Annotated in this window: 12 protein-coding genes; 7 read left to right on the forward strand and 5 right to left on the reverse strand. The window is 50.2% G+C overall.

The window, feature by feature from the left end; genetic code table 11:
- Positions 1–267 precede the first annotated feature (267 nt).
- Together ACZ5FK_RS13300 and ACZ5FK_RS13305 are read right to left on the reverse strand one after the other, a co-directional pair.
- Positions 268–1,773, reverse strand: coding sequence for an FAD-dependent oxidoreductase (locus tag ACZ5FK_RS13300; RefSeq protein WP_464805365.1), 1,506 nt, complete (start codon positions 1,771–1,773; stop codon positions 268–270).
- Between the two features lie 16 nt (positions 1,774–1,789).
- Complete coding sequence (locus ACZ5FK_RS13305; RefSeq protein ID WP_464805366.1) at positions 1,790–2,470, reverse strand: YoaK family protein; 681 nt, start codon at positions 2,468–2,470, stop codon at positions 1,790–1,792.
- A gap of 185 nt (positions 2,471–2,655) precedes the next feature.
- Here ACZ5FK_RS13305 and ACZ5FK_RS13310 point away from each other — a divergent pair, with 185 nt between their 5' ends.
- Positions 2,656–3,444: a VTC domain-containing protein gene (locus ACZ5FK_RS13310; protein ID WP_464805367.1), complete on the forward strand. Its 789-nt coding sequence runs from the start codon at positions 2,656–2,658 to the stop codon at positions 3,442–3,444.
- The gene (locus ACZ5FK_RS13315) at positions 3,413–4,084 is read left to right on the forward strand and encodes a DUF4956 domain-containing protein (protein ID WP_464805368.1); all 672 of its coding nucleotides are present in this window, start codon (positions 3,413–3,415) and stop codon (positions 4,082–4,084) included. Before ACZ5FK_RS13310 ends, ACZ5FK_RS13315 begins: the two co-directional genes overlap by 32 nt.
- Positions 4,085–4,133: 49 nt before the next feature.
- On the opposite strand, the gene ACZ5FK_RS13320 is transcribed toward ACZ5FK_RS13315, so the two are convergent.
- The gene (locus ACZ5FK_RS13320) at positions 4,134–4,667 is read right to left on the reverse strand and encodes a DUF421 domain-containing protein (RefSeq protein WP_464805369.1); all 534 of its coding nucleotides are present in this window, start codon (positions 4,665–4,667) and stop codon (positions 4,134–4,136) included.
- Positions 4,668–4,840: 173 nt separating this feature from the next.
- Here ACZ5FK_RS13320 and ACZ5FK_RS13325 point away from each other — a divergent pair, with 173 nt between their 5' ends.
- From ACZ5FK_RS13325 to ACZ5FK_RS13335, 3 genes are read left to right on the forward strand one after another with little or no spacing between them, the layout of a single operon-like run.
- On the forward strand, positions 4,841–6,112 hold the full coding sequence (locus tag ACZ5FK_RS13325) for a mechanosensitive ion channel family protein (protein ID WP_464805370.1): 1,272 nt from the start codon (positions 4,841–4,843) through the stop codon (positions 6,110–6,112).
- Positions 6,113–6,165: 53 nt separating this feature from the next.
- On the forward strand, positions 6,166–7,575 hold the full coding sequence (locus tag ACZ5FK_RS13330) for a SulP family inorganic anion transporter (protein ID WP_464805371.1): 1,410 nt from the start codon (positions 6,166–6,168) through the stop codon (positions 7,573–7,575).
- Positions 7,576–7,588: 13 nt separating this feature from the next.
- The gene (locus ACZ5FK_RS13335; protein ID WP_464805372.1) at positions 7,589–8,002 is read left to right on the forward strand and encodes a universal stress protein; all 414 of its coding nucleotides are present in this window, start codon (positions 7,589–7,591) and stop codon (positions 8,000–8,002) included.
- Between the two features lie 53 nt (positions 8,003–8,055).
- Here the strand turns inward: ACZ5FK_RS13335 and ACZ5FK_RS13340 are convergent, their stop codons facing one another.
- Positions 8,056–9,846 (reverse strand): DUF5939 domain-containing protein, encoded by a 1,791-nt coding sequence (locus ACZ5FK_RS13340; protein ID WP_464807442.1) that lies wholly within the window; start codon positions 9,844–9,846, stop codon positions 8,056–8,058.
- A gap of 9 nt (positions 9,847–9,855) precedes the next feature.
- Positions 9,856–10,887, reverse strand: coding sequence for an HD domain-containing phosphohydrolase (locus ACZ5FK_RS13345; RefSeq protein WP_464805373.1), 1,032 nt, complete (start codon positions 10,885–10,887; stop codon positions 9,856–9,858).
- A 230-nt stretch (positions 10,888–11,117) separates the two neighbouring features.
- On the opposite strand from ACZ5FK_RS13345, the gene ACZ5FK_RS13350 reads away from it, so the two are divergent.
- Positions 11,118–11,471: a DUF3307 domain-containing protein gene (locus ACZ5FK_RS13350; RefSeq protein WP_464805374.1), complete on the forward strand. Its 354-nt coding sequence runs from the start codon at positions 11,118–11,120 to the stop codon at positions 11,469–11,471.
- A 315-nt stretch (positions 11,472–11,786) separates the two neighbouring features.
- Positions 11,787–12,269: a DUF2975 domain-containing protein gene (locus ACZ5FK_RS13355; protein WP_464805375.1), complete on the forward strand. Its 483-nt coding sequence runs from the start codon at positions 11,787–11,789 to the stop codon at positions 12,267–12,269.
- Positions 12,270–12,275: the final 6 nt, after the last annotated feature.

Raw genomic sequence — 12,275 nt, forward strand, 5'->3', positions numbered from 1 at the left:
TGGTTATGGATCGTTCCGCGAGCTAACGGATCGATCTGATGACTAAATGGATCGTTCCGCGAGCTAAACGGATCGATCTGGCGGTTAAATGGATCGTTCCGCGGGCTAAACGGGTCGATCTGGTGACTAAATGGATCGTTCCTCGGTCTAAACGGTTCAATCTGATAGCTAAATAGATCGATCACCAGGCTGAACATATCAATTCCGCTGCATCTTCAACCACGAACCCCCCATGCCAGTGAGGACGGCATGGGGGGTGTTTTCATATCAATACGGTTTTACTTGTTTCAGAGGCTCTTTAGCGGGACCTTCCAAGACGTTGCCTGCACCGTCAAAGATGGAACCGTGACATGGGCAGTCCCATGTATGATCCCCGTTGTTCCACTTCACCTCGCAGCCGAGATGCGTGCAAGACAAGTCCATGTAATGGACATTTCCGTTTGCATCCTTATACATGCCTGCCCGGCTGCCATCCGTATCAAACGTATCCGCCTCTCCAGGTTGCAGTTTATCCGCTTTAGAAAGGATCTCCTGTTTACGGTTTCCGCTGCCAGAACCCTTCTGCTGATTGGAGCCTGTGGCGTCAACCATTTTTCGTTGCGGACTGAACAGATCTTCGTATCTATTGTCATTTCCGAGAATCAGGTCGGTTATCAGTTTGGCTCCCGCGGCGGCAGCAGTTAGCCCCCATTTGTTATAGCCGGTCATGACATACATTTGGTTGTCGCCCTCTTCGATCGGGCCGATGAATGCACGCATATCTGGAGTGATGAGTTCGTGCTGCGACCAGTAGGCGAGCATGTTGGACAGGTCGAACTCCTCTTTTGCGAACGTTTTGATCGCTTCATAGCGAGCTTCTGTCGAAGATCCGTCACCCGTTGGATGGGTCTGGCCGCCGACCAGCAAGAGATGGCGTTCTCCGTCCTGCACGCCGCGGAATGTCCGTTTCGGCGAATCATCACTGATATAGACTCCCCCGACGAAGGTGTCCGGACTTTCGTATACCGTCAGATGCGAAGTGACCGGTTTCATGGTATTCGAATAAAAAGAATGGGGATCTTCAGCAGGGAACAGCGTGGCTAGTACGACTTGGCTGCAGGAGATTGTAAAAGGCGTGTCTGTTGACACTAGCAGTCGGTCCCCGCTTTTTTCGAAGCCTTTGTACATCGTATGCTGATGCAAGGCGGCTCCCTTTGATTCAAGGTCCCGGAGGACGCCATAAATGAATGCAACTGGGTTGAACTGGGCCTGGTCGCGCATGACAACAGCGGAGGCAACTTGGAAGTCGAGCGGCACGGAATCGGTCATGCTGCCCTCTATGCCAATCTGTTCATATGCCTGTGCCTCTTTTTCAAGATCACCCGTGGTCTTTCCGCTTTGGGAGAACACATAGGAGTCCATCTTTTCAAACCCGCAGTCGATCGAGTGGCGGTCAATCAGTGATTCTATGAGGCGAAGCCCTTCCTGATTCGCCTCATAATAAAGCTTGGCGACCTCAAGGCCCTCTTCACGTATCAGCTTATCGTAAATCAACTCATGCTGGGACGTCAGTTTAGCTGTCGTGCCGCCAGTCGTGCCGCTTGCAAATTCGCGGGATTCGATCAATGCCACCGACTTGCCGGCCGCCGCCAGCTGATAGGCTGTAAGAACCCCTGATATGCCTCCCCCGACAACAAGCGTGTCAACGGACAAATCCTTCGATAGTTTTGGATAACTGACGCTTCCGGAAATGGTGCGCCAGTATGAATGGTTCGAACCTTTCAGTGAAGTCAACTGCATTCCCTCCTGCTTAGTTTTGCTTTTTCCGGTTCGTCAAGATGGCAAAGAGAATCGGCACGCAGACGATTGCGAACGCTGTCCAGAGACCGGCTTTAATATTCGCATTATTGACCAAGGTGCCTGCGCAGACGCCTATGACGAAAGTGAGCACTCCAATCAGGAGGCTGATCATTTCCCTCTTTGCTTTCTGGCTTTTTTCATGAATAACCAAGTAAAGCCGATTCATGATGTTTTTCGTATTTCCTGTCATGATGCCGTTGTTCACATCTGTCATGCCGATTTTTCGGAACAGTGTCAAGGAATAGCCAGACAGGATACCAAGTGCGGCTATGAGGATGCCGTTAGCCAAATACATCTGAAAGAGGGCCAGCAAGAACAGAAGCAAAGCGGGCATGTATAAGAAACTCCGATATCTGGAAATACCATCCTGTTTGATTTGCACAGCGAGGATCTCTCCGATGTAGGCGCCTGATGCAAAGCCCGCTAGTGAAATGACATTGTCCACCGAACTGCCGACCTCGCCGGAGAACAGTTTAACGCCGAATGTCACCATGTTCCCAGTCTGCGCACTGACGAATACATGGTCGAGCACAATATACGTGTAGGAATCGACAAACCCCATGAGGAATGTCATCAGGATGGTCAAGCCGGTGACGAAGCGGGTACCGTTCCTCGCATTCTCTTGATCCATCTTCTCCTCACCTCCTTTTGCCCGATGGCCCATCTGTTTTGTCCTTACCCTTAACGATCGCGGGTTATCCGCAAAATCCTTTATCCTCTCATCAATCTCTCATTTGCATCTCAGCGAATTCCCATTTGCGAGGGGTATTCTAGAGTTACCAGATCACTAGAGGAGAACAAAAGGAGGAATGTTCCATGGCAATCGAGATTTTCTGCCGGAAGGAACAGAAGTACCTGATCACACGAAATCAGTATGAACAGCTGATTGAGGAGATTGGTCCAAGGATGCGGAATGATAAGAACGGGACGGACGGAAGGTATACGGTGACGAGCCTGTACTTCGACAACCCCGAGCATTCGATCTACTACGAGACGAAGAACAAGCTGAAGTACCGGCAAAAGCTGCGCCTTCGGGTGTATGACGACGCAACGTTAGCAAGCACGGCCTTTTTCGAAGTGAAGCAGAAGCATAACAAAGTCGTCAATAAACGGCGGCTGCTTATGCCGCTCGGTGAGGCGTACAGGTATCTGGATGCGGAGAAAGCGGATCTTACCGAATTCGAGACGACAAACAGCCAGGTATTGAAGGAAATCGATTATTTCCGGAGCTTTTACCAGCTGGAGCCTGAGATGGTCGTCAGCTACCGCCGTCATGCGCTGCATGGAGTGGATAATGCAGATTTACGGATGACGTTTGATTTTGATCTGATGTGCCGGAAGGATGATCTGCGGCTCGAACATGGCCCGTACGGTGACCATTTCATCGATCCGGACCTCGTCGTCCTGGAAGTGAAAGTGGAGCATAGCGTGCCGCTTTGGCTTGCGCGTATTTTACAGCGGCTGGAATGTGAGCAGCGGAGCGCATCGAAGTTTTGCACGAGCACAGAACTGCTGAATGAGCTGGCGGTTCCGAAAACAACAAAAGAAACGACAATTATAGGAGGAATGGAAGATGCAACAGATCGGCAACTTGTTTTCATTTAATACAGGAGCGGCAGGGCACTCGATATGGATGAGTGTAGCCGCAATGGCACTTGCCACAATTTTGAGCTTGATCATCACGAAGGTGTATAAGACGACATTTACAGGGGAGCGTTATTCCCAGTCATTCGTTCATACGATCGTCATGATGAGTGTCGTCGTTTCGGTTGTCATGAATGTCGTCAGCAACAATGCAGGAGTTGCGTTCGGCCTGTTCGCGATCTTCTCGCTCATCCGGTTCCGAAGCGCTGTAACAAATGCGAAGGACATCGCCTATATCTTTTTCGGGTTATGTGTCGGCATGACAGCGGGATTGTTCCAATTCGGTCTGGCCATCGTGCTTACCATCTTCGCAAGCCTCGTCTTCTACTTGCTGTTCAAGTTTGATTATGGAAAAGGGAAGGATACGCAAATCTTGAAAGTGACGGTGCCGGAGAATCTGAACCACGAAGACCTGTTTGAGGACATCTTGAACGACATGACTGACTACCACCAGCTACGCCAAGTGGAAACGACGAACCTTGGCACGATGATCCAATATACATTCTCCATCCGCGGTAAAGTAGAGACACGCGACCAAGTGCTGCTTGACGCAATCCGCGAACGGAATGCCAACTTGAAAGTTTCCTTGACCTATTTATAATCAAAAAGCTTCCGCCCGAAGAATCGGGCGGAAGCTTTTTCGTTCCTTATCAGATATTCGCCTTCATTCGCTTTACATGCTCCACATCCTGCAAAGTGGAATCTTCCAGCGTTCCGTCCGTCTTCTGGATAACCGAAAAACTGCCGTCCGTTTCAAGGACGACTGCGTGAATATTATCTAATGAGCCGACGCCGCTTGAGCGCGCCGATTGCATAATTTCGTCTTCTGATATCCTTTTTTTCTTCATGATATCCCGCAAATATTCGCCGTTATAAAAGAGAAGCTCAGGATCCGATTTGACTAGATTTTTTATCCGATTCGAACGGACTGAAAGGAAAGCGAGAATATATTGGAGCAAAATGAGGACAAGATATGCGGCGATCCCTTGCAAGAGGCTGACATTCTGGTTGATCAATATTGATGACAACGTGGAACCAAGGGCGACGGTGACGACTAAATCAAATGCATCCATTTTGGAGAGCGTCCGCTTGCCGGAAATCTTCAAGATGGCGATCAGGCCGATATAGGCGAGTACGCCGACCACCAGTGTGCGGCCAATCGCTTCCCAACTATTAAAGAACATAGCAATCCCACCTTTTGTAAAGTCTATGTTTCTACATGTTCCCTATGGAAGCATTGACTAATCACTTTCAGACATGAAGGATTGCCCAAGTTTTGGACCATTGTTTCTGTTATAATGGCATGCGTACATACACTGTCTATCAGGCACGTGAATCTAATCTTCGGAGGGATACAATGGCTTTTATACGTAACCGGCTGTTAGGTTACGGCGTGGATGTGGTAATGGCTGACACGCTTGCAGCGGTCATTCTGATTGCACTCATCACGCTACTCTGCATACTTGCGAACTTCATCACGAAACAAGTGGTGATCCGGTTCATCTCCCATGTGATTCAAAAGCATAAAATCAAATGGGGACACATCCTGTTTGAGCGGAAAGTGTTCCGTAAACTGTCCCATTTTGTACCAGCGATCATCATTTACTATTTCGCCGGGGCGTTCCCGACGTACAAACCCGCCATACAAACGTTATCAATCACTTATATGATGATCGTAACGCTTGGCGTAATCAATAGCCTGCTGAGCGCATTTAACGATATTTATCAAACATATGAAGTGGCGAAGACGAAGCCGATCAAAGGCTATATCCAAGTCGCCAAGATTGTAGTTATCATCGTTGGGATCATTCTTGTGATCGCTAATTTGATGGGCAAAAGCCCGCTCATTCTGCTTAGCGGGATCGGAGCACTGTCAGCGGTGTTCATGCTCGTGTTCCGTGATTCGCTTCTCGGACTCGTCGCGGGCATTCAGCTGTCGGCGAACGATATGGTGCGTGTCGGTGACTGGATCGAGATGCCGAAATACGGGGCAGACGGCGACGTCATTGATATATCCCTGAACACGGTCATGGTGCGGAATTTCGATTCGACGATCACAATGCTTCCGAGCTACGCCCTTATTTCGGATTCATTCAAAAACTGGCGGGGGATGCAGGAGTCGGGCGGCAGGCGCATCAAGCGGGCCTTGTACATCGATATGACGAGCATCACGTTCTGCACGCAGGAAATGATCGATCACTTTAAACAGATTGAACTGATTAAAGATTATGTGACAATCAGAGAGCGTGAAATAGAGGAATATAACCGTAAGAATAAGGTCAATCGCGAGAATGCCGTGAATGGCAGGGCACTTACGAATGTCGGAGTGTTTCGTGCGTATATGAATGAATACATCAAGGTGCATCCCGGCATCCATAAGGATATGACGATGATGGCACGCCAGCTTGCGCCGGAGGAGACGGGACTGCCGCTTGAAATCTATGCCTTTGCGAACAATACGCAATGGGCGTACTACGAGACGGTGCAGGCCGATATCTTCGATCATCTGTTTGCCGTTGCGGGCGAGTTCGGGCTCCGGATCTTCCAAAATCCTGCGGGCAGTGACCTTAGGGGCATCCGCCAGTCTTCTATGACTGAACTTATCAAAGTGGATGAAGAGGAATCATAACAACCTGTATGCATGAAAAATGCGCAATACATCTTGAGAGGGGACACAGGTAAATGCATACATTGAAACAACAATGGTTCGGCAATATCCGGGCTGATATCCTGGCAGGAATTGTCGTCGGCCTCGCGCTCATTCCGGAAGCGCTGGCATTCGCCTTCATCGTGGGGGTGGATCCGCGGGTTGCGCTGTATGCCTCTTTCACGATCGCTGTCATTACAGCGTTCGTCGGCGGCCGGCCGGGGCTGATATCCGCTGCGACCGGTGCGATGGCGCTTGTCCTCGTCAGCCTGATGGCGGATCACGGTTTGCAGTACGTGCTTGCAGCGACTGTCTTGACGGGAATCATCCAACTGATCCTCGGTGCGTGCGGCGTTGCGAACCTGATGCGCTTCATCCCGAATTCGGTCATGCTCGGTTTCGTCAATGCACTTGGCATCATGATCTTCATCACCCAGCTGCCTTATGTGACGGGGGCAGGCGCCATGCCGGTCGTTTTTGCGCTCGCGACGCTGGTGCTCGTCTATGCAGTACCGCGTTTTTTCAAAGCGATCCCTGCGCCGCTGATCGCGATCATTGTCATGACGACAATCGCGCTCATCAGCGGCGTGAAGCTGCGGTCGATCGGCGATCTTGGCTCCATGCCGGATACATTGCCGGTATTTTTCCTGCCGGATATCCCGTTCAATCTGGAAACCTTGAAAATCATCTTGCCATACTCACTTGCCTTATCCGTCGTCGGGCTGCTGGAATCACTCCTGACGAGCCAGGTGCTGGATGATATGACGGATACGCCGAGCAATAAGAACAGGGAAGCACGCGGACAAGGAATCGCGAATATGGTCAACGGCTTCTTTGGCGGCATGGCAGGGTGCGCACTGATCGGCCAGTCGATGATCAATATTAAATCAGGCGGCCGGGGAAGGCTTTCGACGCTGACTGCGGGCATCTTCCTCATGTTCCTGATCATCGTGCTCGGAGATGTCGTTGCAAAGATTCCGATGCCCGTCCTGGCAGGTGTCATGATCATGGTGAGCATGACGACATTCAACTGGGGGTCGTTCAAGTTCTTGAAATACGCGCCAAGGACAGAGTCGCTCGTCATGCTGATCACCGTCGCGATCATCCTTTATACACATAATCTGGCCATCGGTGTCGTCATCGGCGTCCTGCTGAGCTCGCTCTTTTTTGTTGCGAAAATCTCCCGGGTCAACGTTACTCGCAGGGATGGAGTCTATACAGTGAAAGGCCCATTGTTTTTTGCGTCGACAACGAAATTCATCCAGTCATTTGATCAGCCTGCTGAAAAAGAGATCATCATCGATTTCGAGGACAGCCAGCTGTGGGATGAATCGGCGGTCGGCGCAATCGGCAAAGTGAAGCAGAAGCTGGAAGAGAAAGGCGCAAGCGTGACCATCCGAGGATTAAATGCATCAAGCAGGCGATTATACGAAAAGTTACTGTAGGGGAGGAACACGTATGAAGATTGCGGTAGCGGTCGATGGTTCGGAACATGCCTTTCGGGCAGCCGAACAGGCAGTCAAACTAGCAAAACATATGCCATCAGCTGTGCTGGAAGTGATTTACGTATCGGATTTCGATAAGGCGATGGATGAGCGGCTGCTCGCTGAGAGCCCAGAGAGCCTGTATGCTAAGCGGGAACATAAAGTGCATCAGGTGATGGAGCTGGCAAAAACGAATGGCGTAGCAGTCGAAACTACTAAGCTGAAAGGGAATCCGAGCCAAGAGATCATCCGGCATGTGAACGACTCGGGCATCGATCAGCTCTTTATGGGCAGCCGCGGCCTGAACGCCCTCCAGGAGATGATCCTTGGCAGTGTCAGCCATAAAGTGATGAAGCATGTGCATTGCCCCGTGACAATTGTTAAATGAAGAAAGGCCTCCGGATTCTCAGACGAATCGGAGGCCTTTCTGCTTGAATCTGTTTATATGCAGGGTATCCGGATTAAATTCGTTTCATTATCCAGCCCTTGTAGTTTGGCAGTGAACACTTCTTCGGCATCGTTACCATCCATGCTGCCCTGAAGCTGCCGGTACACGCACTCTTCAAGCACAATATCGCCTCCGAGACTCTGCTGCTGGATCCGGGCAGCCATATTGACAGTGCGGCCGAAATAATCGAGGACATCATTTGCGTTGACGGCGATGACTGGGCCGGTATGGAAGCCGATTTTGATGGACAGCGGATGCTGTAGAGTCTCGTTGAGCCCGCCGATCCCCTGTTGTATACGGCGTGCAGCGCCCAAAGCATCTTCTGCAGAAGTGAAGGCGGCCATCACCGAATCGCCGATTGTTTTTACGATGGCGCCATGATGTGCCGCAATCTTCTCTTCCAAGTAATCAAAGTGTTTTTTGACGTCCGCATACGCAAGCGCGTCACCGATCGATTCATAAAGATGTGTGGAGCCTTTCAGGTCTGTAAACAAGATCGTCAGTGTATTGACGCCGATTTCAATGCCAGGTGATAAGACTTCCTTTGGCAGCAGGGTCCTGAATGACTGCAGAGAAGTGACATCGCGGGCGGTCAGCGCGAAAGCGTCCCATTCCGTCTTTTCGATCGCCAGCACGATCTCCGCATTTGTTTCGTTGCGAAATTGCAGCTCGTCCGCCTGGCAGAAGGAAGCCGGCGTAAATCCAGACTCGCCATAGCAGATGAAGGAGGACGGATGACCGGCCGCTTCAAGAAACTCTGCAGTGTCGTTCCTTTTGAGTACACGCAGCCGTAACGGGACGTCAGCGGGAAGCGGTACCCAGCCGGTTTTCAGCGTCTCTCCAGGCGGCAGGCGGAACTGGGCTAGGATATGCGGGGAATTGGCGGGCCCGTTGATGCAATAGACTTCATGATTCACCTTGCGGATGCTTGGGTGGACGGAGAATGTCATTTCGATATAGTTATCGAAATCCGTATCATAATTGACGCCGCATAAATCGCAGTGAACAGACTTTGCAACGTTCCGCAAGCTCGCCGCTTTTGCCTTCGGCACGCGGCAATTCGGGCACATCATGCTCCATTCATAATCGAGGAGCCCAGCTTCATTCGCAAGCAGGAAGAGCTCGACCACCTGATGCATCTCTGCATGATGCCGAGCGGCCCAGGCATAGGGCTGGATGCCCGCAGCTTCCTCGTCGGGAGCGGTCCTGATCGTCTGTATCAGGAGATTGATCAGTTCCGGGTCTGGGTACAGGCCGCGCAGCTTTGTTTCCGCGCTGCTTAGTTTCGCTTCATCAACCTGCACAGCCGGCGCAGTACTGGAAGGGGACTCTTCCGGCAATCCTGCAGCTGAGCCGGCGGAGACATACTCGAATGTCTTCCGCAATTGAGGGATGATGCCGGCCTGCAACGCGATTTTGCCGATTGCATTACGATAGGTAAAGGCGCCGTCCAATCTGACAGTCGTTCCCGGACCGCACGCGCGGACACTCACTTTCCAGACGACACGCTCGACTGGACCCTTATGATACAGGCGTTCCACTGTATAATACGATTCACGCACCCATTCAAATACATGCTCTTCCCATTCGATCTGCAAGAGGCCGAACGCTTTCCCTTCCGCCTTCCGGCTCACATGCGCACTATTCTCCTTGAAAGGGGAGAAGGTGACAGGAAAGAGGCCGATGGAACGGTTCAGCCTGTTCGTATCTGCAACAAGCTCCCAAATCATCTTTAAAGGAATAGGGAAGTATTTCTCTTCTTGTAAGTAGAGCGTTTTATCCACGACAGCCAATTATCCTTCCTTATACTTATCCCGGATGGCGACAAATTGTCCTGTATTCTCAAGAAACAGATCGACTAATCCGGGATCGAATTGACGTCCGCGCTGCTCTTTCAGATACAATAAGATTTCGTCAAGCGGCCAAGCTTTTTTGTACACACGGTCGCTGCCAAGAGCATCGAAGACATCGGCAATCGCCGTGATCCGGCCGAACAAGTGGATATCCGCCCCGGAAAGTCCCCTTGGATAACCTTTCCCATCCCAGCGTTCATGATGCTCATGTGCGATGACAGCAGCTGTCTTCAATAAGGAGCGCTGGGATTTCCGGAAGATCTCGTGCCCGATTGACGTGTGGGTCTTCATCTCCTCGAACTCCTCATCGGTCAGTTTTCCTGGCTTCAAAAGGATACGGTCAGGGATGGCGACTTTGCCGATGTCATGCATAGGGGACGCATGCTGCAACATCCGTGCCTGGTTTTCTGGGACACCTGCGAGCAGGGCCAGCAAATAGGAATAACTCGCGACCCGTTTCACGTGATGGCCTGTCTCCTGGGATCGGCTTTCGCCGATTTCACCCATGATTGTGATGATCTCTTTTTGGGTCTCAATCAATTCATTGTGCAAGATGAAGGCTTCCAATGACTTTCCTGCATAAGTCGAAGCGAAATTCAGGATCTTCTCATCCTCGTCATCGAAGAGTCCTTGATCGTTCAGTTTGTTGATTGCCTGGAATGCCCCGATAACATTCCCTTCACTGTTGCGGAACGGAATGCAGAGCAGTGAACGGGTTGTGTATCCTGTCTTGCGGTCGACCGCATCATTGAAACGCGGGTCGTCGTACGCATTTCGAACAATGACTGTGTCGCCCGTCTGCACACTGAGGCCGACAATCCCGCTATCATCAGGGACTGCGATCCTCTCGACACCATGCCCCGCCACCGTCCAGATCGTTCGATCGAAAGGATCATGGAGCCAGACGGTACAACGGTCAGCTCTGACAATTTTCTTTCCTAAATCGGCTAGTAATAATAACATTTTTTCCATATTAGTTTCAGTTGACATTTTTGCCATGTATTCAAAAATTGTAGCTAACAACTGATCCGATTGACTGCCGGTTGCTGCTGCTCCAGGCTTATAGGTGAAAGACATAAAGCTCATTCAATCCTCGCATTCTATACAAAAGGCTTTTCCTGTAACTATTTTATCACGTATAATCAAAATAACATACATACAAACTAGCAAGATTCGCAAGATTTATAGAAAAGGGGTGTAGAGTGGGTATTTTCGCGTATATGCTGCTGGGGCATCTGGCAGGGGATTATCTGTTCCAGACAAGATGGATGGCGCTCTGCAAAGCGTCAGAATGGCCGGCATTGCTCATCCATTGCCTGGTCTATACAGCTTGTATCGCCATCTCACTTTCCATTGGCAGCGGGCGTGTCGAAGCCGGTGCAGTTTTCCTCATCTTTCTCAGCCATGTCATCCTGGACCGCAGAAATTTTGTCGCTTGGTGGGCGCGCCGGGTCATGGGAGTTGCCGGGGGCCGGGACGGTTGGCTTATAACCATGGCAGATCAATCATTCCATTTATTGATCTTAGGGGTGGTTGGCCATATATGGTATTCGTAGTTAGGCAGTGTACGGAAAGAACAGCGAATGCGGTCTCTTGAAGCCGCACTCGCTGTTTTTTTGGTGCATTCTTCAATAAAGACATGTCGGGTTTCTCTGGAAATACCCTGCCGTTTTGAAATGAAATGCGAATCGGCCGATTAGAAAATAATGGGATTTGTAGTGACACCTCTCGATTGCAGTCTATTTGGCTGGATGATCTACTGCTTTTAAATGATGTGCAATATATTTTTATTGATAGGTATATATTATTTATTGTAAAACGATAAATATTGATGTACACTCTACTCATACCATTCTTGTGAGGTGTTTAACATGAAACAGCGGTCCACTCTCTTTTTAAAAGCAGCACTCGTTCTGATGGGGCTGCCAATCTTGGCATTATGTATCTTTTTTGTTCCGGGGCTTGCGAATTATGCATCCGAATTATACCCGGACCATGCATACTTGAAGTACCTTGTCTACGCTGATCTATATGCATCGGCCATACCGTTTTACATCGCGCTGTATCAGGCATATAGACTGCTGAGGATGATCGATCAAAACAGCGCCTTCTCCAAACTGTCCGTAGCGGCACTGAAAAATATCAAATTATGCGGAGTCGCAATCTGCCTGTTATATATCGCCGGCCTCCCACTGCTGTATTTGATTGCAGAGAAGGACGATGCGCCGGGGCTGATTGTCATCGGTTTAGTGATCGCGTTCGCTTCTGCCGTGGTCGCTGTATTTGCGGCGGTTCTTCAAAGACTTTTGCAAGAAGCAATCGACATCAAATCAGAAAATGATTTGACGGTGTGAGGTGAG

Source organism: Sporosarcina sp. GTC18466, from assembly GCF_055389225.1.

Coding starts and splice junctions, on each gene's coding strand:
- ACZ5FK_RS13305 (WP_464805366.1), bottom strand. CDS start 2,470: ATGGATCAAGAGAATGCGAGGAACGGTACCCGCTTCGTCACCGGCTTG.
- ACZ5FK_RS13310 (WP_464805367.1), top strand. CDS start 2,656: ATGGCAATCGAGATTTTCTGCCGGAAGGAACAGAAGTACCTGATCACA.
- ACZ5FK_RS13315 (WP_464805368.1), top strand. CDS start 3,413: ATGCAACAGATCGGCAACTTGTTTTCATTTAATACAGGAGCGGCAGGG.
- ACZ5FK_RS13320 (WP_464805369.1), bottom strand. CDS start 4,667: ATGTTCTTTAATAGTTGGGAAGCGATTGGCCGCACACTGGTGGTCGGC.
- ACZ5FK_RS13325 (WP_464805370.1), top strand. CDS start 4,841: ATGGCTTTTATACGTAACCGGCTGTTAGGTTACGGCGTGGATGTGGTA.
- ACZ5FK_RS13330 (WP_464805371.1), top strand. CDS start 6,166: ATGCATACATTGAAACAACAATGGTTCGGCAATATCCGGGCTGATATC.
- ACZ5FK_RS13335 (WP_464805372.1), top strand. CDS start 7,589: ATGAAGATTGCGGTAGCGGTCGATGGTTCGGAACATGCCTTTCGGGCA.
- ACZ5FK_RS13345 (WP_464805373.1), bottom strand. CDS start 10,887: ATGGAAAAAATGTTATTATTACTAGCCGATTTAGGAAAGAAAATTGTC.
- ACZ5FK_RS13355 (WP_464805375.1), top strand. CDS start 11,787: ATGAAACAGCGGTCCACTCTCTTTTTAAAAGCAGCACTCGTTCTGATG.